Below are 24984 nucleotides of genomic sequence, written 5' to 3' on the forward strand. Positions count from 1 at the left end.
CCAGCTGGAAGCTAACCATGAACAACAATAATAGCCTGCTACGCCATATTCCGTGGCTGGCGCTGGCAGTCATAGGCGCCTGCGCACTGGGTGTGGTTGCCCTGCGTCGCGGCGAGGCGATCAACGCCTTGTGGATCGTGGTCGCGGCGGTGGCCATCTACCTGGTCGCCTATCGTTACTACAGCCTGTTCATCGCCACCAAGGTGATGCAACTCGACCCCCGCCGTGCCACCCCGGCGGTGCTCAACAATGACGGCCTGGACTACGTCCCGACCAACAAACACATTCTTTTCGGTCACCACTTCGCTGCCATCGCCGGCGCAGGCCCCTTGGTCGGGCCGGTACTCGCCGCGCAAATGGGCTACCTGCCCGGCACGTTGTGGCTGATCGCCGGCGTGGTGCTGGCCGGTGCGGTGCAGGACTTCATGGTCCTGTTCCTGTCTACCCGCCGCAATGGGCGCTCGCTGGGCGACATGGTGCGCGAGGAAATGGGCAGAATCCCGGGCACCATCGCCCTGTTTGGCTGCTTCCTGATCATGATCATCATCCTCGCGGTGCTGGCGCTGATTGTGGTCAAGGCCCTGGCCGAAAGCCCATGGGGCATGTTCACGGTGATGGCGACCATCCCGATCGCGATGTTCATGGGCATCTACATGCGCTACATCCGCCCGGGCCGCATTGGCGAAATCTCGGTCGTTGGCGTGGTACTGCTGCTGGCCTCGATCTGGCTGGGGGGCGTGATCGCTGCAGATCCGGTGTGGGGCCCGGCGTTCACGTTCACCGGCGTGCAGATCACCTGGATGCTGGTGGGTTACGGCTTTGTCGCCGCCGTGCTGCCGGTGTGGCTGGTACTGGCGCCGCGGGATTACCTCTCGACCTTCCTGAAGATCGGCACCATCGTTGGCCTGGCCATCGGTATCCTGATCATCGCGCCCGAGCTGAAAATGCCGGCGCTGACCCAGTTCACCGACGGCACGGGCCCGGTGTGGAAGGGGACCCTGTTCCCGTTCCTGTTCATCACCATTGCCTGTGGTGCGGTGTCCGGCTTCCACGCGCTGATTTCCTCGGGGACCACCCCCAAGCTGCTGGATAACGAAACCAACGCCCGCTATATCGGCTACGGCGGCATGCTGATGGAATCGTTCGTCGCCATCATGGCCATGGTTGCGGCCTCGGTGATCGAACCGGGCGTGTACTTCGCCATGAACAGCCCGGCGGCAGTAGTCGGTACCGATGTCGCGTCGGTGGCGCAGACCGTCAGCAGTTGGGGCTTCCTGATTACACCCGAGCAGCTCGAAGCCGTTGCCCGTGACATCGGCGAGCACACCATCCTGGCCCGTGCCGGCGGTGCGCCAACCCTGGCGGTCGGTATCGCGCAGATCCTGCACCAGGTGTTGCCAGGTGAAAACACCATGGCCTTCTGGTACCACTTCGCGATCCTGTTCGAGGCGCTGTTCATCCTCACGGCGGTAGACGCTGGTACTCGTGCCGGGCGCTTCATGCTGCAGGACCTGCTGGGCAGCTTCGTGCCTGCACTCAAACGCACCGAATCGTGGGGGGCCAACCTGCTCGCCACCGCTGGCTGCGTGGCGCTCTGGGGCTATCTGCTGTACCAGGGCGTCATCGACCCACTGGGTGGCATCAACACCTTGTGGCCGCTGTTTGGTATCTCCAACCAGATGCTGGCCGGTATCGCCTTGATGCTCGGTACTGTGGTGCTGATCAAGATGAAGCGTCAGCGCTACATCTGGGTCACCCTGCTGCCGGCCGTATGGCTGCTGATCTGCACCACGGCTGCAGGCCTGATCAAGCTGTTTGACCCCAATCCGGCTGTCGGCTTCCTGGCCCTGGCCAAGAAGTACAGCACTGCGCTGGACGCCGGCCAGGTACTGGCCCCGGCCAAGGACATCGGGCAGATGCAGCACGTGATCTTCAACGCCTACACCAACGCGGGCCTGACGATCTTGTTCCTGCTGGTGGTCTTCAGCATCCTGTTCTTCGCCATCAAGGTCGGCTACGCCGCCTTGGGCCGCAAAGAACGTAGCGACAAGGAAACCCCGTTCCAGGCGTTGCCTGACGCGTAATCGAGAGGACTGCAATCATGTTCAACGACTTGGGTCGACTGGGCAAATACCTGGGGCAGGCAGCCCGCCTGATGGTCGGCATGCCCGACTACGACAACTATGTCGAACACATGCAGAAAACGCATCCGGACAAGCCGGTGATGAGCTACGAGGCGTTCTTCCGCGAACGTCAGGAAGCACGTTACGGTGGCAAGTCAGGGCCCAAGTGCTGTTGAGCCTGCGGTACGTGTAAACCTGTGGGAGCCTGGGTAACCGGCTCCCACAGTCATTTTCAGATTCAGGAGTATTTTGCGTGCAGACGCCCATTCCCGTAACCGTCCTCACAGGCTTCCTCGGTGCCGGCAAGACCACCTTGCTCAAGCACATGCTCAAGGCCGAGCATGGCCTGAAGCTCGCCGTGATCGAAAATGAATTCAGCGAGGCCGGCATCGACAGCCAACTGCTGGGTGACCAGCCGGTGCAGGTCATGACCTTGGCCAACGGTTGTGTATGTTGCAGCATCCATGGCGACCTGACTCGCGCGCTCTACCTGCTGCTTGAACGCCTGGATGCCGGGGAAATCGCTTTCGATCGCCTGGTGATCGAATGCACCGGCCTGGCCGACCCGGCGCCGGTAGCGCAAACGTTTTTCATCGACGAGGAGCTGCGTGAGCGCTACATCCTCGACGGCATCATCACCCTTGTCGATGCCGCGCATGCCGAACTACATCTGACCCAGACCATCGCTCAGGCGCAGGTCGGCTTTGCCGATCGTCTGCTGCTGAGCAAGACCGACCTGGTTGAGCCTGCTGCGGTTGAAGCCCTGCGCGAACGCCTGGTCCGCATCAATAGCAGGGCTGCGATCCGTGTGGTTGAGCACGGCTGCATCGACCTGGCTGAATTACTGGATGTGCGAGGTTTCAACCTCAACCCCGACCTTGGGGTGAACCTGAAACCGATGTTGCGACCGGTGCTCAAGCCTGCCACCCCGGACCGTATCTCCACGATGGTGCTGCGTACCGAAGCCCCGCTGGATATCGACCGCCTCAGCAACTTCATGAATGAGCTGCTGGAAACCCACGGCAAACAGCTGCTGCGCTACAAGGGCGTACTGAACATTGCCGGCGAGGAGCGCAAGCTGGTGTTTCAGGGCGTGCTCAAGCTGTATGGCTTCGACTGGGACGCCGAGTGGGCTGCAGGCGAAGCGCGCGAGAGCGTGATGGTGTTCATTGCCGATGAACTGCCCGAGGCTACGATTCGGGCTGGCTTCGAGGCAATGGCTGCGGGCTGAGCCGCTGCGGCGCCTGCCCCGCGAACCACTGCGGCCATGAGCTGCGGTGGCGGGTTTCGACCTCGATGCACGGGATCAGGCGTTCGGTCAGCACAGCGGTTTGCCGCACTGCTTTGGCGGTGCGGTACTTGACGCTGTGGATGCACTCGCGGTCGCCGAACTCGCAGCGGTTCAGGGCGGTTCCGCCGCAAGGGCCATTGGCCAGGCCTTTAGGGCAGGTTTCCGGGCAGATATACAAGGTGTCTTCCAGGCGGCAACGGCCGCAGGTGTCGCAACCCACCAGCGGGCGCTTCACACTGCGCTCCAGCGTGTGCAGCACGTGTGCGCCGACGCGTGTACCCCACAGAGGCTGGCGCACCGCCCAGCCGAAGGCCTTGCTCAGGCTGTTGCGCCGGCTGAACAGCAGTGCGTGCATGCCATGCATCAGGTGATAGCGGGCTTTTTCCTTGAGTGAGGCATCGACCCGAGACTCGCCCAGGCGCCAGCCAGCCTGTGGCGGATGGAAGGTCACCGCCGGCAGGCCAGGCATCTGCCAGCTGGCGTGCCAGGCTGGTGCCCATTGCTCCAGAGACTGAACCTGGGTTTGCCAGTGCTCGATACGGGCCTCCAGGGCCAGCAGCTGTTCGAGTGTGTGAACCCCTGACAGGTGCACACCGGCGTACCCCATCAGCTTTGTACCGATAATCTGCAAGGCCAGGCGGTCAACACTGCGCGCCTGGGCAAAGGCCTTGGACTGCGCCGTCTCCGCTTCGAGCATGTCGCGCATGGATGGCGTGACAGTGACGCCGGCCACGTGGTCGAGCATCGCCGCGCGCCCGTGGGTGAGGCTCATGAGGCAGGCCAGCATGGGCTTGGGTGAGGCCTGACGGCGCATCCAGTGTATGGCTTCCTGATGCTTGGCGGCATCGAAGCCCAGCTGCAAGGTGAGGAAGTCAGCCCCCGCTGCCAGCTTTTTCTCGGCCTTGAAATACTGGGCGCCGCCTTCTTCCTCGTGGTACTTGAACGGGTTAAGCGCCGCGCCCAGCAGCCAGTGCGGGCAGGCCTGGCGAGCAACCTGCAGGGCGGCGACCGATTCCAGATAACGCACCGGGCGCTGGCCAGTTTCATGGCCGGGCAGGCGGTCGCCAGTCAGCAGTAACAGCTGGTCGAGGCCAGCGGCGTCCATGCGTTGCAGTTGGGCGAGCAGGTGGTGGCGTTCGCGATCCTTGCCTGAAAAATGCGGCAGGGCAGGCACCGGGTTGCTGAACGAGGCAAGGGCGTCCAGCGGTGACATGTCCAGCGGGCTGCCGACACGATCACCGATGGCGACGGTCATAGGCCAGCCGCACAGGTGCGCGCGGGCCATGATCGCTTCCATGGCGGCAAATCGTTCTGCGGAAGGCTTGGGGACGAACTCCATTACGCAGACGAAGTTCTGTTCGCGCAGGGCGGTTTTCAGCAGGCTCATATTGGCCGGGCACCTGGTATGGTCAGGGTGGCATTGTGCGGCAGAAGGCGAGCCGGGTCATGTCCGGATGCGCAAGGTGGTGATCTGAATGAGACATGGGGGCGCGAAGACCATGACAGCATGATCATGAAGATTTCTTGGGTTCATCTCAAATTTAATGAGTTTGTCTCAATACCCCGCCAGCCGGAGAATCCCCTTCATTCATTCAAGCATGCTGAAGGGACAAGACATGGCACTGGCACATAACCTGGGCTTTCCACACATCGGCCGTGACCGCGAGCTGCGTGCCCGCCACTGGCAGGTGCAGAAAGACGCTGGCATCGAGCTGCTGCCGGTCGGCGATTTCGCCTGGGACAGCCACGTGCTTAGCGCAGGCGATCAGCCGTTCATTCTGAACTGGGAACCACTGTTCGATGAAGTGGAGCACGCCAAGGCACTGGGTCATGCAGTCAAGCCGGTAGTGATCGGCCCCTTGACCTACCTGTGGCAGGGCCAGACCCTGGGCGGTGACTTCGACAAGCTGGAGCTGCTTGACCGCCTGCTGCCCGTGTATGACCAGCTCCTCAACCGCCTGGCCGCGCTGGGCGTTGAATGGGTGCAGATCGATGAACCCATCCTCGCTCAGGCGCTGCCCCAGGACTGGAAAAACGCCTATGAACGCGTCTACAACATCCTTCAACGCGCACCGTTGAAGAAGCTGATCGCCACGTACTTCGGTGGCCTGGAGGGCAACCTCGGCCTGGCCGCCAACCTGCCGGTCGATGGCCTGCACGTCGATCTGGTTCAGGCGCCCGAGCAGTACCAGACCATTCTCGACCGCCTGCCGGCCTACAAGGTCCTGTCGCTGGGCCTGGTCGACGGTCGCAACGCCTCGCCCTGCGATCTGGGCAAGACCCTGGGGCTGCTGCACGAAGCCCATGAACGCCTGGGTGAGCGGCTGTGGTTGGCGCCGGCCTGTTCGTTGCTGGAGAGTCCAGTGGATCTGGCTGTGCAGAAGTGCCAGGAAGTGGCGGTGCTGGCCGCTTCGCTGGAGCAGGCTCGAGCCGCGGCTTGATCATTTGCTGCCTGTGCCGGCCCTTTCGCGGGTAAACCCGCTCCTACAACGGCCTGCGCCCGATCACCGATGTGTGTCCACCACCAGTGTAGGAGCGGGTTTACCCGCGAATACGGTGGCGGCGGCAACGGTGAACGACGGGTGGGAATTGGCCAGCAGGCCCGGCCCTTTCGCGGGTGAACCCGCTCCTACGACGGCCTGCGCCCGATCACCAATGTGTGTCCACCACCGATCTGTGTAGGAGCGGGTTTACCCGCGAATACGGTGGCAGCTGCAACGGTGAACGGCTGGTGGAAATTGGCCAGCAGGCCCGGCCCTTTCGCGGGTGAACCCGCTCCTACGACGGCCTGCGCCCGATCACCGATGTGTGTCCACCACCGATCAGTGTAGGAGCGGGTTTACCCGCGAAGAGGCCGGGCCTGCTTGAATCAATCAGCGCTCGATGGCCAGCGCCACCCCTTGTCCACCACCAATGCACAAGGTCGCCAGGCCTTTCTTGGCATCCCGTTTGATCATCTCGTGCAGCAGGGTCACCAGCACCCTGCACCCGGAAGCACCAATCGGGTGGCCCAGGGCAATCGCCCCTCCATTGACGTTGACCCGCGCGGCATCCCATTCCAGCGCATTGCCCACGGCCAGCGCCTGGGCGGCAAAGGCTTCGTTGGCTTCGATCAGGTCCAGTTCGGCCAGTTGCCAACCGGCCTTGTCCAGGCAACGCTGGGTCGCCGAAACCGGACCAATGCCCATGATCGCGGGGTCTACCCCGGCACTGGCGTAGGCGGCGATCTTCGCCAGTACCTGCAAGCCCAAAGCCTCGGCCTTCGCTGCGCTCATCAAAAGCACGGCGGCGGCGCCGTCGTTCAGGCTGGAGGCATTGCCTGCGGTGACGCTGCCGTCCTTCTTGAAGGCCGGGCGCAGTTTGGCCAGGGACTCGGCGGTGGTGTCCGGGCGTGGTTGCTCGTCACGGGCAAAAACCTTGGGCTCTCCCTTTTTCTGCGGCAGCACGATGGGGGTGATTTCAGCGTCGAAACGGCCAGCCTCGATCGCTGCCACTGCCTTGCGCTGCGATTCGGCAGCAAAGGCATCCTGCTGCTCACGGCTGAGGCCGTACTTGTCCACCAGGTTTTCGGCAGTGATGCCCATGTGGTAGTCATTGAAGGCATCCCACAGGCCGTCCGTGATCATGCTGTCGATCAGTTGGCCATGGCCCATGCGCTGGCCGGTGCGGGCCGAGGGCATGACGTAGGGGGCAAGGCTCATGTTCTCCTGGCCACCGGCAATCACCACTTCGGCATCGCCACAGCGGATCGCCTGGGCGGCCAGGTGCAGGGCCTTGAGGCCCGAGCCGCAGACCTTGTTCAGGGTCAGGGCCGGTACGCTGAAAGGCAGGCCAGCCTTGATCGCTGCCTGGCGTGCCGGGTTCTGACCGGCACCGGCAGTGAGCACTTGGCCGAGGATGACTTCGTCGACCTGCGCCGGGTCCAGCCCGGTTTGTTTCAGCAGTTGCTTGATCACGGCGGCGCCGAGGTCGACCGCAGGCACTGTGGCCAAGGCGCCCTGAAAGCTGCCGATGGCGGTACGGGTTGCGGCGACGATCACCACGTCGTTCATGTTGTTGTTCTCCGTGCAATGGGCGTAGTGCCGCCAGCATCGGCGGGTTTGGCTTATTTGTTAAGTTTGTTTTTCTTTCTGATTGATGTGAAAAGCAAATCAATGGCTGGCGAAGGTTCTAACCAGCCAATCTGGATTTCCTGCAGCCATGACCCTCCTGCACAGACGAACTCTGGTTTTGCATCCCTCTGATCACCCCGTAATATGTGTCGGATAACCTGCGGGGGTAGTCTCACCCTCTGATCAATCGGAATCGCCCCAAGCGGCGCTTTCCTGGCATAAACCTGACGAGGTACAGACATTGGCCATCATTCATCCTAAGGTTCGCGGTTTCATCTGCACCACGACTCACCCGAAGGGCTGCGAGCTCAACGTCCGTGACCAGATCGAAGCCACCCGCAAGCTGGGCGTACGCGAGGATGGCCCGAAGAAGGTCCTGGTCATCGGTGCTTCCAGCGGCTACGGCCTGGCTGCCCGCATCACGGCGGCCTTCGGCTTCAAGGCCGACACCCTGGGCGTGTTCTTCGAAAAACCAGGCACCGAGACCAAGGCCGGCACTGCTGGCTGGTACAACGCTGCCGCCTTCGACAAGTTCGCCAAGGCCGAGGGCCTGTACAGCAAGTCGATCAACGGTGACGCCTTCTCCGACGAAGCCCGCGCCAAGGTCATCGAGCTGATCAAGAACGAAATGGGTGGCAAGGTCGACCTGGTCATCTACTCGCTGGCTTCGCCCGTGCGCAAGCTGCCGCAGACCGGTGAAGTCATTCGCTCGGCACTCAAGCCGATCGGCCAGCCATACAAGTCGACCGCCATCGACACCAACAAGGACACCATCATCGAGGCCAGCATCGAGCCGGCCACCGAGCAGGAAATTGCCGACACCGTCACCGTCATGGGTGGCCAGGACTGGCAGCTGTGGATCGATGCGCTGGCTGGCGCCAATGTACTGGCCGAAGGCGCTCGCACCGTGGCCTTCAGCTATATCGGCAGCGATATCACCTGGCCGATCTACTGGCACGGTGCACTGGGCCAGGCCAAGCAGGACCTGGACGAAACCGCCCTGCGTCTGAACCAGAAGCTGGCCGGTGAAGTGAAAGGCGGCGCCAATGTGGCGGTGCTCAAGTCGGTGGTTACCCAGGCCAGCTCGGCCATCCCGGTGATGCCACTGTACCTGTCGATGGTCTTCAAGATCATGCAGGAGAAAGGTGTTCACGAAGGCACCCAGGACCAGCTCGACCGCATGTACCGCGACCGTATGTACCGTACCGACGGTGCGCCGGCAGAGGTCGACGAGAAGGGGCGCCTGCGCCTGGACGACTGGGAACTGCGTGACGACGTGCAGAACGCCTGCAAGGCCCTGTGGCCACAGGTGACCACCGAGAACCTGTTCGAACTGACCGACTACGCCGGTTACAAGAAGCAGTTCCTCAACCTGTTCGGCTTCGAGCGCGCTGACGTCAACTACGACGAAGACGTGGCCACCGATGTGAAGTTCGACTGCGTCGAGCTGTAATCGGATCAGCCTGCACCCGCGAAGAGGCCGGTACAGGCTACAAAATATTTGCTAGTTTTGGCGCACAACGACAGGGAATGCGCCATGAGTAGCCTCACCCAACCTGCTACCCCATTTCGCCACCCCGCGGCCGACGGCTACCGCCTCGGCGGCTTCTGCTGGCGCCACGCCCAACCTGACCCCCAGCGCCCGCTGGTGATCATCAACGCTGCCACTTCGGTACGCTGCCGTTATTACGCCCGTTTTGCCGACTACCTGTTCGCCCACGGCTGTGATGTGCTGACCTACGACTACCGTGGTATCGGCGAATCCCGGCCGGCGTCGCTGCGTGGTTTCCAGGCCTCCTGGAGCGACTGGGGCCGGCTGGATTTCGAAGCCATGCTGGCGCATGCGGCAGCGCATTTTCCAGGTCAGCCGGTGGACGTGGTGGGGCACAGTTTCGGCGGTTGTGCAGTAGGCCTGGCACCGTCGGCTGGCCTGATCCGTCGGGTCGTGATGGTTGGCGCGCAGTTCGCCTACTGGCGCGACTACGCGGCCAACCAGCGCTGGCAGCTGTTCGGCAAGTGGCATGTGGTCATGCCGCTGTTGACCCGGGTATTCGGCTACTTTCCCGGCAAGCGCCTGGGTTGGCTGGAAGACACGCCATACGGCGTGGTGCACGACTGGAGCACGCGTACCCCACGTTATGAGCACCGCCCCAGCGGGCGGGCGTTGGCGGCGCTACCGTTCGCCCAGGTGCGTGCGACGACGCTGGCCATCAGTCTGACGGACGACCCTTTCGGGACCGTGGCGGCGACCGAGCGTTTGTTGGGTTATCTACAGGGGGCCGAGCGAAAGCACCTGCGTATTGCACCTGTGGATATCTCGGCCGAGGAAATTGGCCATTTCGCGTTTTTCCATGACCGGTTTCGCGAAAGCTTGTGGCCGGTAGCCTTGCAGTGGTTGCGGCAGGGGAGGCTGGAAGGTGGGGGGCCTGGCACAATCATCGATTGACGGTGGGCGCAGGATCGTGGGGCCGCAAAGCGGCCCCGGCTATCTCAAGCCTTGCGCGCAAGCGGCTGCGCAGCAAACTTCACGCCCGCCAGTCCGTGTTTGATCAGTGCACGGATGTTGCCATGGTCGCTGCCCTCAGGCGTGGCCAGCACATCACGGTAGTGCTCGCCGAAGGCCAGCAGTGCTTCCTGGTCGCTCAGCCCTTCAAGCAAGGCCAGGCCCAGGGTTTTGCACGAACCTTCGTTCTGCCCTGCCGCATTCTCCACACCGCCGTTATTGAAGGCCTGCGGCTGGTAGCTGTAGTTGTCGGCAATGAACGCCAAGGTATCGGCAAATACATGTTGGCCGCTGGCCAGGCTTGCGCGCAGGGTATTCAGGTCAGTCACGAGGTTTTCCTTTTTCGAACGCCGCTTGTTGTTCGGCGCTGGCTTCTTTCTGGTATTGGGCTTTCCACTCGGCGTAGGGCATGCCGTACACCGCTTCGCGGGCATCATCCAGGCTCAGGTCCAGCTGACGCTCGTCAGCGGCGGCCTTGTACCACTTGGACAGGCAGTTGCGGCAGAAACCGGACAGGTTCATCAGGTCGATGTTCTGTACATCGGTGCGCTTTTGCAGGTGTTCGACCAGGCGCCGGAACGCGGCGGCCTCGAGCTCGAGCTGTTGCTGTGGGGTCATGGTCTTCTCTCAAGTCATGCGGTTCTTCAGGTGGCGGCCACCGTTGATGACCACCTGGCTGCCGGTGCTGTACTGGCTGGCGAGCAGGTACTTGACGGTCTCGATCAGCGGGCCGGCGCCGGGTTCGAACTCCAGCAGGGCCTTTTTCAGGGTTTGCTGGCGGTAGGCGTCGTCACCCCCTTCCTTGAGGATCAGCAGCCCAGGCAGGATACCGTTCACACGCACCTTGGGCGCATATTTTTCGGCGAATGACAGCACCATGTTCTGCAGCGCGGCCTTGGTGGCGGCGTAGCCGATGTGGCTTTTACTGCCGCGCGAGGAGGTTTCGTCGCAGATGTGGATGATGTCGGCCTTTTCCACCTTGGCCAGCAGGTCGCCCAGGGCCAGGTTGAGGTGGTAGGGCGCTTCGACGTGCAGGCGGAACATGGTCTCGAGGTTGTCGAGGCCGTCGTCGAGCCATAGCGAGGCGTTGTGGATGATGGCGCGCAGTCCGTCGTAACGATCGTGCAGGTGATCGATCAGCGCCTGGCGGTCGCCCGCCTGGCACAGGTCGGCCTGAAACTGCACGATGTTGGGGTGGGCTGCCTGCGGCTGGATGCTGCGGCTGGCACTGACCACCGTATGGCCGGCCTGTGCCAGTTCGAGGGCCAGGGCCAGCCCGACGCGCTGGCTGGCTCCGGTAACGAGAATGGGGCTGTTCATGTTCGGGGTGGTCAACTTGTCTGTCCTTTGGTTGCCACCCAGCATACCCGAACTGTTTCCCTGTTGTATGGCCTGGCCTCAGCGGCTGCGCAAGGCGCCGGCAGTGGCCGGGGAGGCATGCAGCCAACTGGCTAGCAGGCGGGTGGACAGCGGGATGAACAGGTACACCATGACCGGCGTCAGGGCCAGGGTGCTGAGCAGTACCCGGGGCACGAGGTCGAGTGCCGTCAACCAATGGCCGAACAGCAGGTTGAAGGCCAGCGAAACTGGGAAAAACGCCAGCCAGATGGCCACGGCCTGCTTCCAGCGTGGCGGTTTCTGCACCGTGTTGGTGCCGAACCAGTCGTCGATACCGCTAACGCGCGCCTCTTTGGGGCGTTCGAACAGACCGTTGCCGCGTTGTAACCATGCGCGGCGAGAGGCGGAGTGCTCCCAGGCATGCAGCGTCGGCTCGTCGCTGAAGCGGAAGATGATCTGAAATTCGTCGCCATCCCGGGGCGGGGCAAGGATGCCCGAGCCGAGGTAGCCAGGGAAGTCGGTGGCCAGCTGTTCGCCTTCGTGCAGCCAGGCCAGCAGGTCCTGGTAGCGGCCATGGGCGGCGCGGCGCGACACCATGAGGGTGACGGGTGGGGTAGACATTGTGTATCTCCTGGCAATGGGGCTGGCGGGTAGCTGGCCCTTTGGCTGTGTGGCCCGGGGTGGTGGGCGACGCAGTCGTGCATGCAAGAATCGGGCACGCATTATCGCGAAGTTGCGTTCCTCGGCAACTATCAGCTGGCAAACGGTGGGTCCAACAGACCGACACAGTCGTAGTAAGCTATGTGCACAGTTTTTACGCACTCAGGGTACTTCGTGCAGATGAACGAGCAGGGACGTAAACCGGTGATCGATGCGAGTTTCGAGCAGCAGGAGCTGTTTCCGATTCGTGAAGTGTCACGCTTGACCGGTGTCAACGCCGTGACCCTTCGCGCCTGGGAACGCCGTTATGGGCTGATCCAGCCCATCCGTACCGACAGTGGTCACCGCCTGTATTCCCTGGCTGATATCGATGAAATCCGCCGTATCCTCGGGTGGCTGGAGCGCGGCGTGGCGGTCAGCAAGGTGGGCAGCATTCTCGCTCGCGACAATGCGCTCTCCGGGCAGGCTGGCGGCGCGGTGGACGCCTGCCTGCGCTGGCAAAACCAGATTCGCCTGGCGGTACAACACTTCGATGTGGCGAGCCTGAATCGCCTCTATGACGAGGTGTTCGCGGCCAGCACCCTGGACCAGGTTTTCGCCGATGTGTTCATGCCGGTTTGGCATGACATGGTCGTTCGGCAAGGCGGCTATGGGCAGGCCAGCGAATGGCTGTTCTATGACCAGTTCCTGCGCGGTCGGGTTTTCGCCCGCTTGCAGCTGGCCCGTGTGCCGTGTAGCCGCACCGTGCTATTGGCGCCATTGCCGGGGCAGTGCCATGAGCTTGAGTTGCTGGTAACCAGCCTGATCCTGGGCAGCGACGAAACACGCGTGATCCCGCTGGCGAACGGGCAGCCGCTGCAAGAGCTTGCGCTGGTCTGCGAACGGCTGAAGCCGGACGCCCTGGTGCTGTTTTCCCATCAGTCGCCCACAGCAGAACTCGCCAGGCACTTCAAGCGCCTGGCGTCGATGCTGGAATGCCCGTTGTTACTGGCCGGTGAAGCGGCGGAAGCGGTACAGGACAGCCTGGCTGGCAGCCCTGTAGCCTGCCTGGGCGCGCAGGGCAGTGTGATGCGCCAGCGCTTGCGGCAGTTTCTGGCTCGTCAGCTCGATACCTGAGTGTGCAGCTCGGGGTGGGCGTGGCGGTGGGCCTGGAGGATGTAGTCGCGCAGGCGTTCGATTTCTTCGGCTGGGCTTTGGCCGAGGTCGTAGGCAGCTAGGTCCGTGCCGATGCGCCGGCCCAACACACCATGCAGTTCGATCGGGGTGATGCCGCCGGGGGCGAAGCGCAGCTCGAAGCGGGTGGGGGCTGTTGGCAAATCACGGACTTCCAGCAGCACGCCTTTGAAGGAAATCTCGCGCACCCACAGGCCGCTTGCCTCGTCATGGGCATTGAGCAGTGCGCTCGGCTGGTCCAGCGACAAGCGCCATGGGCGCAGCATGGGGCCGTCTTCGTAGATTTCCGGTGAGCCCAGCTGCAGGTGCAGGGCGTGGAACTCGTCCTCTACCAGCTGCAGCGGAAAACTGATCTGCTGGTTGTTGAACTGGGCCTGCAAGGTCACCTGCTCGTTAGCCACCAACCGGGTGAGCAAGCTTTGTATGCGGCGGTCGCCATTGACCAGCAGGCTCGACATAGTGTCAGCCAGGTTAAGTTGCGGCGAATGCTGCATGTTCTGTATGAAATCCAGCTCGTCCTGGGTCAGGAGCGCGTCTGCTTGCATAATCGAACTCGGTGGTGGCGATTTCTTCAACGGAATTGACCGTGCGTGGCGGACTTGGTTCAGGCGCGTTCGTCGGGTTTCGGACGAGCGCGCAGTTCTGCCAGCTCCCGTTCCAGTTCGACCTGGCGGCTGACGTCCTTCTGGATGCCGATGAAGTAGGTGCGCTGGTCGAAGTCGCTCTTCACCGGCGTGATCGACAACTCGTTCCAGAAGGCGCTGCCATCCTTGCGATAGTTGCGCAGCACTTCGCGACATGGGCGGCCCTCGGCCATGGCCTTGCGGATGCGTGCGCGGCCAAGCTGGTCACGGTCGTCACCCTGCAGGAACCGGCAATCCTGATAGAGAATCTCGTCACGGCTGTAGCCAGTGAGGCATTCGAAAGCGGCGTTCACGTAGATCAGGATGGTGTCGTCGCCTTCCTTTTCGGCAACCACGATGCCGTCATTGGACGCATCGACCATCGATTGCAGCAATTGCGCGTTGATCATGTCCGGGCCATTGGTAAAGAAAAACGGAAGATGGCGACGTGGGTAACGGCGGCCTTTTGCCAGCGTTGAATGCTAGTATCCTACGTTTTCACTCAGTTTCGGAATCCTCTACCCGATGAAAGTCGCCATTATTTCCGGCTCGGTCTATGGCACCGCCGAAGAAGTCGCCCGTCATGCTGAATCGCTGCTCAAGGCGGCGGGGTTCGAGGCCTGGCATGCTGCGCGTGCCACTCTTCAGGATCTTCAGGGCTTTGCCCCCGACGCCTTGCTGGCCGTGACCTCTACCACCGGCATGGGTGAGTTGCCGGACAACCTCATGGCGCTGTACAGCACCCTTCGTGACACACTGCCCGCGGCTTGGCGCGGCCTGCCTGGCGCGGTGATCGCCTTGGGCGACTCCAGTTACGGCGATACCTATTGCGGTGGTGGCGAGCAGATGCGTGAGCTGTTCGCCGAACTGGGCGTGCGCGAAGTGCAGCCAATGCTGCGCCTGGATGCGAGCGAGACGGTGACCCCGGAGGCGGATGCCGAGCCTTGGCTGGCTGAGTTGGCGAGCGCACTGAACGCCTGACCCGGCACCTGTGCAGGCGTGTTAGCCGAGGGGCTCGCGCAACAAGGCCAACCACGCCTGCGCCGCCCGTGACAGGTAGGCGCCGCGTCGCCAGATAAACGCGATATCCCAACGCAAATCCTCCTGCGCATTCAACGGCACACGCACCACCCCGGGGCGCTCCAGCGCTTTTGCCACCACCCGGGGCAGCATCACCACGCCCTGGCCCGCCGCCACCAGCGCCGCCAAAAAATCCGCCTGGCCGCTGCGCCCGCCTTCCTTGGGGGTGAAGCCCTGCTGCTGGCACGCCTTCAGCAGCCGGTCGTTGAGCACGAAACTGCGCTGGTACAGCAGAAACGGTGTGTCGGCCAGTTGCCCCAGGCCCACGGCGTCCAGGCCCGCCAGGGCATGGCCAGCCGGCAGCAAGGCATCCAGTGGTTCGTTGCAGAAGGGCTGGTAGTCGAATGCCTCGTCGGTGGGCGTCAAGCAGCCGCCCAGTTCCAGTTCGCCACTTCTGACGGCCTGTTCGACGCTGCGGCTGCCGCCTTCAAGCAGCTGGATGGCGATGTTCGGATGGCGCCGCCGGTACTCGGCGAACAAGCCGGCGAACAACGTGTCGCTGCCAAGCATCGGCAAGCCCAGGCGTAGTTCGCCACGCTCCATCTGGCTGAGATCGTCCAGCTCGTTGAGCAGCGCCTGGCGCTGGCGCAGCAGGGCTTCGCCACGCTCCAGCACGATGCGCCCGGCAGCGGTCAGGTGCAGGTGCGACGCCTGACGCTCCAGCAGCGGCTGGCCCACATCTTGCTCAAGCTGGGCCACCTGCTTGCTTACGGCCGACTGGCTGATGTGCAGTGTCTGTGCCGCCTGGGTAAAGCCGCCGCGGTGGACCACTTCGATAAAGCTGCGAAGTTGTTTGAATTCCATTGCTTCGATTCCATTCTGGAATGGCAGGCAGTCTAACAATTCGCTTCTGGCCTAGGCAGCCAAATCTTAAAATGAGGGCCTGTCGAGGAACCCCGCCATGAATCCTGCATTATTGAAAAAAGCCCTGCGCCTGCTCGTCGAGCTGGCGGTTATCTGTGCCCTGTTCCTGCTCGGTGGCCAGATTGCCAGTTGGCTGGGCTGGCCGATCCCCGGCGGTGTGATGGGCCTGGCACTGCTGTTGATACTGTTCGCTTCGGGTGTGCTCAAGCCGGCCATGCTGCAATTGGGGGCCGGCTGGCTGATGGCTGAGATGCTGTTGTTCTTCATCCCGGCGCTGATGAGCCTGCTCGACTATGGCGCACTGATCCGTGAAGAGGGCTGGCGCATCTTGCTGGTGATCGCCGTGAGCACGCTGATGGTGATGATAGTGACCGCCATGACCGTTGAGATGGTGTGCCGCTGGAGGCTGCGCCGTGAGCCTTGAACCCATGCCGCTGTTCTGGTTGGCCTTGACCTTGCTGGCTTACCTGGGCAGCCGTTGGTTGTATCGGCGTAGCAAGCGCTACCTGCTGTCGCCGTTGATCCTGGTGCCGGTGTTGCTGCTGGGTGTGGCCGTGCCGCTGCATACGGCCTATGCCGAGTATGCGCGCAACACCCACTGGTTGATGGGGGTGCTCGGCCCGGTGACTGTAGCTTTCGCGGTGCCGATCTGGCAGCAGCGGGCCATGCTGGCGCGTCATTGGCCGGCCCTGATGGTGGGCATGGTAGCCGGCAGCAGTGCCTCGATCGCCAGCTCCTGGGGGTTGGCGCACCTGTTGGCGCTGGACAGCGCAACCAGCCTGTCGCTGGTGCCGCGCTCGATCACCACGCCATTTGCCATGCCCCTGGCCCATGACCTGGGTGGGGTGCCAGAACTGACCGCGGTGTTCGTGATGTTCACCGGCGTGCTCGGTGCCATGTTCGGCGGTGTGCTGTTGCGTTGGCTGCCGCTGCGCACACCGCTGGCACGGGGGGCGCTGTTCGGTGTTGGCGCGCATGGTGCCGGGGTCAGCCGGGCGCAGGAAGTGGGCCGTGAGGAAGGCTCGGTGGCCGGCCTGGTGATGGTCCTGACCGGGCTGCTCAACCTGTTCGCGGCGCCTTTGTTGGCCTTGCTGCTCTGACCGTTCGTGCCACTGACTCGCTCAGTCATCAAGCTGGCTGGCAACGCAAGTTCCAGCCAATGGGCTGCTGGCTAGACTTTGCCTCGACATAGAGAGCACATGTAAGTGCCGAGGTGACATGCAATGACCGCAGCCTTGCCCTATTCCGCCAATACCCCTACACCGGGACCCATCTGATGCCTATGGCCGAGATTCCATTGTGCGTCTGGCGTACCCGGGCACAGAGTTTCATGTTCCGGGGCCAGAGCATCCGCTACTGGACCGCAGGGCAAGGAGAGCCTCTGCTTCTGTTACACGGTTTCCCCACCGCCAGTTGGGACTGGCACTACCTGTGGGGCCCTCTGAGCCAACGTTTCCGGGTGATCGCTTGCGACATGCTCGGCTTTGGTGATTCGGACAAGCCCGTCGATCACACTTACAGCCTGATGGAGCAGGCAGACTTGCAGCAGGCATTGCTTGCCCATCTGCAGGTCGCGCAGCCCGTGCACCTGCTGGCCCACGACTATGGCGGCAGCGTGGCTCAGGAACTGTTGGCGCGACACCATGAGCAGCGTGCCGGCATCGCCAGTTGCGTGTTTCTCAACAGCGGGCTGTTCCCCGAAAGCTGCCGCATGCTACTGATCCAGAAGCTGCTGCTCAGCCGGTTTGGCTGGCTTGTCGGGCGCTCGTTCGGGCGTGACGACCTGGTGCGTAATGTGATGCAGGTGTATGGCCCCTGCACCCATCCCAGTGAAAGCGCGCTGGATGATTTCTGGAGCCTGATCGCTGCCAACCGGGGCACGCGCATCCTGCACAAGCTGGTGGGTTACATGCCGGAGCGCAGGTTGCACCGCGAACGCTGGGTCGGGGCGATGCAACGAAAAGGCGTGCCGCTGCGCTTGATCAATGGCGTGGTCGACCCGCTTTCCGGCGCGCACATGCTTGAGCGCTACCGGCAACTGGTGCCGGAGCCGGACACCGTGCAGTTACTGGGCATTGGCCATTACCCGCATACTGAAGCGCCGGGGCAGGTGCTGCGCCACTACCTGGCCTTTCGTGAGCAGCTGCTGAGCTTCTACCCGCCGAAGGTGGCGTGGTCATGACGAGACTTTGAGCGGACAGCCAGGGTACATGTTCAGACGCCAAAAAAAAGGCCGCTGCAAGCCGCAGCGGCCAATCGAGACGTCAGATCAAGGAGCTTCAAAATCTACGTCGGTGAACCTGGCAGGCTTGAAAGGCGGGGGGGAGAGCCCTTCAAGCCGGCCAGTGAGTCAAGAATAAGCGCTTGATCCGTCAGGAAAAATAGCTTCTGTCGACATTCACCGTTACGTTTCAGGCAACAGTGCCAAGTGCTGGGTAAGCTTCCCTGCGCTATTGCCTTTATCATCCGTTCACTCTGCTGCTTCGGTAATTTTGGAGCACAGTTCATGTCTTTCGATTTCAATCTTGGCACCCCCGATCTCGGTGAAGGGTGCCCAGATGCACGCTCTGTGAAAGAACAGGTGAAGGCCATGATGGCTCACGCCCAGGAGCTGCAACAACTGATGGCTACGGTTGTGCAACTGGCCAGCCTGATCCCCGAGGCTCATCGACAACAGTTCACCGAGCAGAAGCGTTTACCGTTGGCGGTTGTCGAGTCGCTTGTGCCGCAAAGGCAGGCGGTTCTTGACCGGTGGTGGGAGCAACAGTCCAGATTAAGTACGAAGCCACTTACGCTGGCGTCCCATTTGATCCAGCTGATGTTTGCTGAAACGCGCCTCAAGGCCCTTACGTTCAAGGCCTGGGAAGCCGGTATCGAGGCCCTTGAGCAGGACGGGGACATAAACAAGCATGAGGTGTATCTGGTTGCCGGAGATTTGCGCTTTCGCTTGCCGGGTGTCGTTGCCAGCAGTCATGACCTCGAACAGAACCCCGACGCACCTGCGGATTTTCTGGTCTACAGCCTGGCCAGCGGTTGCTGGTTCGACACTGAACGCGTGCGCGCAGCCCGTGAGCTCGCCCCTGCCTTTGCTGAAGGCAGCCCGTTGCGTTGGCTGTTGTCTTCGCAAGAGCGGGCGGCGTTGTCTACAGAGGGTTTGACACTCGATTTCGTGCCGCTGCAAGTGCCACTTCACAGGTATTTCATCCGTGATCTACGAGCTATCCAGCTTAAGGCCACCCAGCGCAGCCTACGGGTCAAGGTCGACGACGCGCGGCGTCTGGCCCAGCTCGACAGTGCGGCTCGGCTTGAGCCTCTGGTGGCTGCGCTGCAGAAACGTGCGACGCGGCATGTGCGAGCTTACCGCACCAGCCTGCTGCCCGAATGGCGGCGGTTCATGCAGGGCGAGGAACTGCAAGCCTATCGACATCTGGAAGATGACTTGCAGGTGAAGGAGAAGCGTTGCGCCGAGCGTCTGGCGCAATGGCGCGACCTGCGCAGCTTCGCCAAGAAACAGGTCAAGCAAGCCCTTGGCCTGGATATCGACCCCGAGCAGGTACGACTGCGTGTCAGTCACGTCGATGACCCTGAGCAGGCGATGAAACACACCCTGCTCGATTGGGCGTTGAGTGGTGGCTACAGCGGGGGCCAGCTCAAGGTCGAAGTCCTGGGTGAGCGGCACCGTTCATTGTTGGGGACTACCTCTATCCAGAGCGTGATCGAAAAACTGGATTTGCGCGTGAACTACGTCAAACAGATCCGTACGCTCTATGACGACGCTTTGACCATGGCCGCACTGTGTGAGGTGCTTGATGCGCGGCTGGCGCTGGCCAATCAGGCCGCTCGTCATCAGGGTTTTCACACAGCGGCGTTCGATCTGTTGCACCACGCACGCCTGGGGAAAATGCAGGCCAATGTCATCAGCGCCGGTCTGGTTTGCCTCGATGGTGCGCAAACGCCCTTGAAGGACCTGCTGTGCCTGGTGCAGGGCGATCAGTACCTGCTCTATGCCCCTGGGGCGCCGGGAGGCGATTTTCATCTTTTCTACTCACTTCAGGAAATGGCGCTCGAAATCGGTAGCTGGACCTTGTTGCCGGTAGGCAGTAAGTACCTGCTGGGGCAATGCTCGCGGGCCCAGCATGATTCGCTCAAACGCCATTTGCGCAAGGTCGAGATGCTGCCCACCGACTGGTCCATGCACAGCGTGACGCTCGCGCCGATCAAGTCCCAGCAGTGGCCGGATGTGCTCAATGCTCTTGCCAGGCGCAAGATCATTGCCCTGATCGAGGATCAACAGGCCACCACGCCAAGCTGGTTCATCAAGGCCAGTCGTACCGAGCAGCAGGCACTGGTTGATACCGACCAACTGCTCAAGCTTGCGCAGGCCAGGTACCAGTCGCTGATGAAGATGCCGAGTTTTCGCACCTTCGCCCATCGACAGGTGACGGAAAAGATCAATTCATACCCGGGCAATCGCGGCGGCCCGATCAACCCGGATCAGGTATTGATAGCGCTGGAAGAGGATGCTTTTCGCACACTGACGCAGACCGTCATCAAAGGGTACCCCACGTATTACAATTTTTCCGGCTTTGCCCGCATCACCTCGGCTAACGGCCAGGATATCTCGCACCTGAGCCCGGCGCTGCTGGGGAGCTACATCCGTGCTGCCGACCTGGGCAGCAAGTACATCGAAGAAGTGAAAGCGCAGTTACTCGACCGCTCCAAGCCGGAATATGAAAGGCTCAGGCAGTGTTATCGCACGCTCTTTGCTTTGAAGATCAGGCGTGCCGTTCTCAGCGAGAAACTTCAGGGCAGCTTGTCGGGCCGCCATGCGCAGTGGCTGGCGTCGGTGATCGACACTTTTTCGGGAACCTCGATCGACGCGGCGTGCAGCCTTTATCCGTTGTGGATGGACGATTGCCCCGTCCAGGGTGCCTACCTGCTGAAACATGCTTGGGGCCGCGAACTTGAGCCCCTGGTCTATCTGCCGGAAATCGCACAAGGCCCCACGCTGCGGACCCTCAGCGAGCTGGCAAGCACCTGGCGTGAGCACGACTTGGCAGGTTATTGCCAAGACCGCGTGCCGTTATCGAGCCAGTCGCGCTTGAACGCATTGATCGAAGAGCAACTGCGCGCCGGAGATGGCATTGGGGTGGTGCTGGATGCCGTCGCCCGAGGCAGGGGAGTGCGGCCGCCGATAGGGGAGATCGGGCATATCGGGGATCCTGTCCAGGACCTTGAAAAACGTATCAGGCGGATGATCAACGAAGCCGCTGAAGACAGCGCCGGTGCTGCCGAGCGTATTTCGGCCGTGGTGGTGGAGTGGGGGATCGTACTGGCAGGCATCCTCTGCGTGCCGTTTCCGCCGGCGGCCATGGCCGTCGGGCTGTTCTGTGCGGCCAGGTCCTTTGTCACCGGGGCCATCGCGTGGAGCGATGGCGACCGCTCTGCCGCCTTGCTGTCGTTCGCGGCGGGGGTTGCAGGAACGGTGGCTTCCACGGGGGTTTTGGCGCGGCTGTTCGGTGCCGCGCAGAAATACATCACCGTACTTTCCCGGGCAGAGGTGTCGCAGCCCACGGCCTTCTCGCGTGTGATCGGGCGGCTATGCGATGACTACAGCGATTTGGTGAGCGAGGTGGCACCCGCCCTTTATGACGGCTTCTCTCAGGAACTGCTCTGGCTCGTCGAGGAGGAAACACAAGACGTCGAGGCGCAGTGTGGGTTGCCCGCGTAACCCATGCGCCAGCTCACGGTTCGTGCGGCCGTGAGCAGGCGCTGCGCCGCCGGCCCATGTTCATCGGCATGGAAGATCGACGTCGGCCCGACCACGGTCATCACCGCGGCGATCTGCCCCATGGCGTTGAATACCGGCGCCGACAGCGCATCCACCCCCGGCATCAGCAGGCCATGCACATGGTGCAGGCCCTGTTCGCGGATGCCGGCCAGCAGTGTGTGGTAGTCACTGGCGGTTTGTTGCAACGCGGCCAGTTCCCTGTCGCGCAGCTCCTGGGTTTCTCGCTCGGGCAGGTAGGCGGCGAATACCAGCCCGGTGGACGAACTGAGCAACGGCAGCACCGAACCGATCTGCGTCACCACGGTGACTGCGCGCACGGCAGGTTCGATGCTTACCACCGTGGCCCCCTGATTGCCCCACACAGCGATGAAGCAGCTTTCGTTGAGCTCATCTCGCAACTGCGACAACGGCATTGCCGCCACCTTGAGCACATCGATGCTGCCCAGCGCCGCCAGCCCCACCCGCAGTGCCTCACGCCCCAGCCCGTAATGGTTGGTGGCCGCATCCTGTTCGGCAAAACCACTGGCGATCAGCGCCTGCAGGTAGCGATGCACTTTGCTCGCAGGCATCTGCACGTGCTCGGCCAGGCGTGATAGTGACGTCGAGGGTGAGAGTTCGGCGAGGGCCTTGAGGATGTCGGTGCCGACTTCCGCCGAGCGGACCTTCTGCTTGCCGGTGTCGGTGGGGGAGCTGGCTTTGGCCATGGGAGGGGAGGTTCCGGGTTTATCGTGTCGCCTTTATAGCTTGACGCCTTGAACGGAGCAAATTACGTTATTCGTAATCTGATTACGATAAAAACAAAACCCGGAGGCATCGATGAACCGCGACACGTCGCCCGACCTTCACTACCTGAGCGGCTTCGGCAACGAATTCGCCAGCGAAGCATTGCCCGGGGCGCTGCCTGTCGGGCAGAACTCCCCGCAGAAGGCCCCGTATGGCCTGTATGCCGAGCTGCTGTCGGGCACGGCGTTCACCATGGCCCGCAGCGAGCTGCGCCGTACCTGGCTGTACCGCATTCGCCCTTCTGCCTTGCACCCACGCTTCGAGCGCCTGGCGCGCCAGCCGCTCGGCGGGCCACTGGGTGGCATCAACCCCAACCGCCTGCGCTGGAGCCCGCAGCCGATTCCTGCTGAACCGACCGATTTCATGGAAGGATGGCTGCCCATGGCTGCCAACGCCGCAGCGGAAAAACCCGCTGGCGTGAGCATCTACATCTACTGCGCCAACCGGTCCATGGAACGGGTGTTCTTCAACGCTGACGGTGAGCTACTGCTGGTGCCGGAACAGGGCCGCCTGCGTATCGCCACCGAGCTGGGCGTGATGGAGGTCGAACCGTTGGAAATTGCGGTGATCCCACGTGGCATGAAGTTCCGCGTCGAATTGCTCGACGGCCAGGCACGTGGCTACATCGCGGAAAACCACGGTGCGCCGCTGCGCCTCCCGGACCTGGGCCCGATCGGCAGCAACGGCCTGGCCAACCCCCGTGACTTCCTCACGCCTGTGGCCCACTACGAAGAAGCCGAAGGCCCGGTGCAACTGGTACAGAAGTTCTTGGGTGAGCACTGGGCCTGCGAGCTGCAGCACTCGCCACTGGACGTTGTGGCCTGGCATGGCAGCAACGTGCCGTACAAGTATGACCTGCGCCGCTTCAACACCATCGGCACGGTCAGCTTTGACCACCCGGACCCCTCGATTTTCACCGTGCTCACCTCGCCAACCAGCGTGCATGGCATGGCCAACATGGACTTCGTGATTTTCCCGCCACGCTGGATGGTGGCCGAGAACACCTTCCGTCCGCCATGGTTCCACCGCAACCTGATGAACGAGTTCATGGGCCTGATCAATGGCGCCTACGACGCCAAGGCCGAGGGCTTCCTGCCGGGTGGTGCCTCGTTGCACGGGGTGATGAGTGCCCATGGCCCCGACGCCGAAACCTGTGAAAAGGCCATTGCCGCTGACCTGGCGCCGCACAAGATCGACAACACCATGGCCTTCATGTTCGAGACCAGCCAAGTGTTGCGCCCGAGCCTGCAAGCCCTTGAATGCCCGCAATTGCAGGCCGACTACGATAGTTGCTGGGCGACTTTGCCGAGCACCTTCAACCCGAACCGGAGATAACCCATGAACCACTCTGCCAATGCCCGTAGTTGGGTCGAGCACGCCAACGGGCACAGCGACTTCCCGCTGCAGAACCTGCCCTTGGGCATCTTCAGCCGGCCGGGTGAAGCCAGGCGCTGTGGCGTGGCGATCGGCGACGCGATCCTCGACCTGGAGGCGGTGCTGGCCGCCGGCCTGTTCGACGGGGCGGCCAAGGCCGCCGTTGAAGCCACCCGCGGCGGGGCTTTGAACGCCTTCTTCGCTTTGGGCCGCAATGCCCGCGTAGCCCTGCGCGAGCGCTTGCAGGTGCTGCTCGATGAGCACAGCGAACACCAGGCGGCCTTGAAGCCGGCGTTGTTCCTGGCCAGTGAATGCCAGTTGCACGTGCCGGCGCAGATCGGTGACTACACCGATTTCTACGTTGGCATCGAGCATGCGAAGAACGTGGGCAAACTGTTCCGCCCCGACAACCCACTGCTGCCCAACTACAAGTACGTGCCGATCGGTTATCACGGCCGCGCCTCCACCATCCGGCCGTCCGGCACCGACGTGCGCCGGCCCAAGGGCCAGACCCTGCCGGCCGGGCACACCGAGCCGAGCTTCGGCCCTTGCGCTCGTCTGGACTACGAACTGGAACTGGGTATCTGGATTGGCCAGGGCAATGACATGGGCCAGGCAATTCCGGTAGGCGATGCCGCCGAGCACGTAGCCGGCCTGTGCCTGCTCAACGATTGGTCGGCGCGCGATATCCAGGCTTGGGAATACCAGCCACTGGGGCCGTTTCTGTCCAAGAGCTTCATCACCACCATTTCGCCCTGGGTGGTCACCGCCGAAGCGTTGGAGCCGTTCCGCTGTGCTCAGCCGGCACGCCCCGAAGGTGACCCGCAGCCGCTATCGTACCTGCTGGACAAGCGCGACCAGGCCAGTGGTGCATTCGATATCGAACTCGAAGTGCTGCTGCTGACCGAGCGCATGCGTGAGCAGGGCATTGCCCCGCACCGCCTGACCCTGAGCAACACCCGCAGCATGTACTGGACCGTGGCGCAGCTGGTGGCGCATCACAGCGTCAACGGCTGCCAGTTGCAGCCAGGTGACCTGTTCGGTTCGGGCACGCTGTCGGGCGCCACGCCGGGATCGTTCGGTAGCCTGCTGGAGATCACCGAAGGCGGCAAACTGCCGGTCGAGCTGGCCAGCGGCGAGGTGCGCAAATTCCTCGAAGACGGCGACGAAATCATCCTGCGTGCCCGTTGCACACGTGACGGCGTAGCCAGCATCGGTTTCGGTGAATGCCGCGGCACCGTCATCGCAGCCAATTGAGGAGGCAGGGGT

At 62.5% G+C, this 24984-nt stretch carries 24 protein-coding genes; 14 read left to right on the plus strand and 10 right to left on the minus strand.

The features are described from left to right. Positions 1 to 17: 17 nt before the first annotated feature. The 3 genes from QYE47_RS18420 (at position 18) to yjiA (ending at position 3354) form a co-directional block, all read left to right on the plus strand. A complete protein-coding gene (locus tag QYE47_RS18420) occupies positions 18 to 2084 on the plus strand; it encodes a carbon starvation CstA family protein (protein WP_014592352.1) in 2067 nt (688 codons plus the stop codon). A gap of 17 nt (positions 2085 to 2101) precedes the next feature. Next, positions 2102 to 2299, plus strand: coding sequence for a YbdD/YjiX family protein (locus QYE47_RS18425; protein ID WP_003251633.1), 198 nt, complete (start codon positions 2102 to 2104; stop codon positions 2297 to 2299). Between the two features lie 77 nt (positions 2300 to 2376). Next, positions 2377 to 3354, plus strand: coding sequence for a GTPase (yjiA, locus tag QYE47_RS18430; RefSeq protein WP_014592351.1), 978 nt, complete (start codon positions 2377 to 2379; stop codon positions 3352 to 3354). Here the strand turns inward: yjiA and QYE47_RS18435 are convergent. Then, a complete protein-coding gene (locus QYE47_RS18435) occupies positions 3314 to 4801 on the minus strand; it encodes a methylenetetrahydrofolate reductase C-terminal domain-containing protein (protein ID WP_041167077.1) in 1488 nt (495 codons plus the stop codon). The two genes, yjiA and QYE47_RS18435, sit on opposite strands and share 41 nt — an antisense overlap. A 229-nt stretch (positions 4802 to 5030) precedes the next feature. On the opposite strand from QYE47_RS18435, the gene QYE47_RS18440 reads away from it, so the two are divergent. Continuing rightward, positions 5031 to 5855 (plus strand): 5-methyltetrahydropteroyltriglutamate--homocysteine methyltransferase, encoded by an 825-nt coding sequence (locus QYE47_RS18440; protein WP_014592350.1) that lies wholly within the window; start codon positions 5031 to 5033, stop codon positions 5853 to 5855. Between the two features lie 432 nt (positions 5856 to 6287). Here QYE47_RS18440 and QYE47_RS18445 read toward each other — a convergent pair whose 3' ends face one another. After that, a complete protein-coding gene (locus QYE47_RS18445) occupies positions 6288 to 7466 on the minus strand; it encodes an acetyl-CoA C-acetyltransferase (RefSeq protein ID WP_014592349.1) in 1179 nt (392 codons plus the stop codon). Positions 7467 to 7767: 301 nt separating this feature from the next. Here QYE47_RS18445 and fabV point away from each other — a divergent pair, with 301 nt between their 5' ends. Together fabV and QYE47_RS18455 are read left to right on the plus strand one after the other, a co-directional pair. Continuing rightward, positions 7768 to 8979: an enoyl-ACP reductase FabV gene (fabV, locus tag QYE47_RS18450; RefSeq protein WP_003251642.1), complete on the plus strand. Its 1212-nt coding sequence runs from the start codon at positions 7768 to 7770 to the stop codon at positions 8977 to 8979. Between the two features lie 84 nt (positions 8980 to 9063). Then, the gene (locus QYE47_RS18455) at positions 9064 to 9972 is read left to right on the plus strand and encodes an alpha/beta fold hydrolase (protein WP_014592348.1); all 909 of its coding nucleotides are present in this window, start codon (positions 9064 to 9066) and stop codon (positions 9970 to 9972) included. Between the two features lie 44 nt (positions 9973 to 10016). Here QYE47_RS18455 and QYE47_RS18460 read toward each other — a convergent pair whose 3' ends face one another. The 4 genes from QYE47_RS18460 to QYE47_RS18475 are packed head-to-tail and all read right to left on the minus strand — an operon-like array spanning position 10017 to position 11988. Then, positions 10017 to 10358, minus strand: a complete 342-nt coding sequence (locus tag QYE47_RS18460) for a HopJ type III effector protein (RefSeq protein ID WP_014592347.1) — start codon at positions 10356 to 10358, stop codon at positions 10017 to 10019. Further along, entirely contained in the window at positions 10351 to 10647 is a 297-nt protein-coding gene (locus QYE47_RS18465) for a DUF1244 domain-containing protein (RefSeq protein WP_010955294.1), read from the minus strand. Before QYE47_RS18465 ends, QYE47_RS18460 begins: the two co-directional genes overlap by 8 nt. A 9-nt stretch (positions 10648 to 10656) precedes the next feature. Then, positions 10657 to 11394 (minus strand): dihydromonapterin reductase, encoded by a 738-nt coding sequence (gene folM / locus QYE47_RS18470; protein WP_010955293.1) that lies wholly within the window; start codon positions 11392 to 11394, stop codon positions 10657 to 10659. Positions 11395 to 11427: 33 nt separating this feature from the next. Beyond that, positions 11428 to 11988, minus strand: coding sequence for an antibiotic biosynthesis monooxygenase (locus QYE47_RS18475; RefSeq protein ID WP_010955292.1), 561 nt, complete (start codon positions 11986 to 11988; stop codon positions 11428 to 11430). A 219-nt stretch (positions 11989 to 12207) separates the two neighbouring features. Between QYE47_RS18475 and QYE47_RS18480 the strand changes: the two genes are divergently transcribed. Continuing rightward, positions 12208 to 13143 carry a MerR family transcriptional regulator gene (locus QYE47_RS18480; RefSeq protein ID WP_041167076.1) on the plus strand — a complete coding sequence of 312 codons (936 nt, stop codon included), beginning with the start codon at positions 12208 to 12210 and terminating at the stop codon, positions 13141 to 13143. Here QYE47_RS18480 and QYE47_RS18485 read toward each other — a convergent pair. Continuing rightward, complete coding sequence (locus tag QYE47_RS18485) at positions 13128 to 13745, minus strand: hypothetical protein (protein WP_014592345.1); 618 nt, start codon at positions 13743 to 13745, stop codon at positions 13128 to 13130. The genes QYE47_RS18480 and QYE47_RS18485 overlap by 16 nt on opposite strands. A 59-nt stretch (positions 13746 to 13804) precedes the next feature. Continuing rightward, the gene (locus tag QYE47_RS18490) at positions 13805 to 14233 is read right to left on the minus strand and encodes a PAS sensor domain-containing protein (RefSeq protein ID WP_014592344.1); all 429 of its coding nucleotides are present in this window, start codon (positions 14231 to 14233) and stop codon (positions 13805 to 13807) included. Between the two features lie 115 nt (positions 14234 to 14348). Here QYE47_RS18490 and QYE47_RS18495 point away from each other — a divergent pair, with 115 nt between their 5' ends. Next, positions 14349 to 14804 (plus strand): flavodoxin, encoded by a 456-nt coding sequence (locus QYE47_RS18495; protein ID WP_014592343.1) that lies wholly within the window; start codon positions 14349 to 14351, stop codon positions 14802 to 14804. Between the two features lie 21 nt (positions 14805 to 14825). On the opposite strand, the gene QYE47_RS18500 is transcribed toward QYE47_RS18495, so the two are convergent. Beyond that, the gene (locus QYE47_RS18500) at positions 14826 to 15707 is read right to left on the minus strand and encodes a LysR family transcriptional regulator (RefSeq protein WP_014592342.1); all 882 of its coding nucleotides are present in this window, start codon (positions 15705 to 15707) and stop codon (positions 14826 to 14828) included. Positions 15708 to 15804: 97 nt separating this feature from the next. On the opposite strand from QYE47_RS18500, the gene QYE47_RS18505 reads away from it, so the two are divergent. The 4 genes from QYE47_RS18505 (at position 15805) to QYE47_RS18520 (ending at position 21498) form a co-directional block, all read left to right on the plus strand. Then, positions 15805 to 16191, plus strand: coding sequence for a CidA/LrgA family protein (locus QYE47_RS18505; protein ID WP_014592341.1), 387 nt, complete (start codon positions 15805 to 15807; stop codon positions 16189 to 16191). Beyond that, positions 16181 to 16867, plus strand: a complete 687-nt coding sequence (locus QYE47_RS18510) for an LrgB family protein (RefSeq protein ID WP_014592340.1) — start codon at positions 16181 to 16183, stop codon at positions 16865 to 16867. The genes QYE47_RS18505 and QYE47_RS18510 overlap by 11 nt, the downstream gene beginning before the upstream one ends. A gap of 176 nt (positions 16868 to 17043) precedes the next feature. Beyond that, on the plus strand, positions 17044 to 17949 hold the full coding sequence (locus tag QYE47_RS18515; protein ID WP_041167075.1) for an alpha/beta hydrolase: 906 nt from the start codon (positions 17044 to 17046) through the stop codon (positions 17947 to 17949). A 324-nt stretch (positions 17950 to 18273) separates the two neighbouring features. Further along, entirely contained in the window at positions 18274 to 21498 is a 3225-nt protein-coding gene (locus tag QYE47_RS18520; RefSeq protein WP_041167074.1) for a hypothetical protein, read from the plus strand. Here QYE47_RS18520 and QYE47_RS18525 read toward each other — a convergent pair. Beyond that, the gene (locus tag QYE47_RS18525; protein WP_041167073.1) at positions 21429 to 22262 is read right to left on the minus strand and encodes an IclR family transcriptional regulator; all 834 of its coding nucleotides are present in this window, start codon (positions 22260 to 22262) and stop codon (positions 21429 to 21431) included. The genes QYE47_RS18520 and QYE47_RS18525 overlap by 70 nt on opposite strands. Positions 22263 to 22374: 112 nt before the next feature. On the opposite strand from QYE47_RS18525, the gene hmgA reads away from it, so the two are divergent. Then, positions 22375 to 23676, plus strand: coding sequence for a homogentisate 1,2-dioxygenase (hmgA, locus tag QYE47_RS18530; protein WP_070384341.1), 1302 nt, complete (start codon positions 22375 to 22377; stop codon positions 23674 to 23676). A 3-nt stretch (positions 23677 to 23679) separates the two neighbouring features. Next, entirely contained in the window at positions 23680 to 24972 is a 1293-nt protein-coding gene (gene fahA, locus QYE47_RS18535) for a fumarylacetoacetase (protein ID WP_014592336.1), read from the plus strand. Positions 24973 to 24984: the final 12 nt, after the last annotated feature.

The organism is Pseudomonas sp. 2,4-D (assembly GCF_030418155.1).
In the GTDB taxonomy this organism is placed as follows: Bacteria; Pseudomonadota; Gammaproteobacteria; order Pseudomonadales; family Pseudomonadaceae; genus Aquipseudomonas; species Aquipseudomonas alloputida.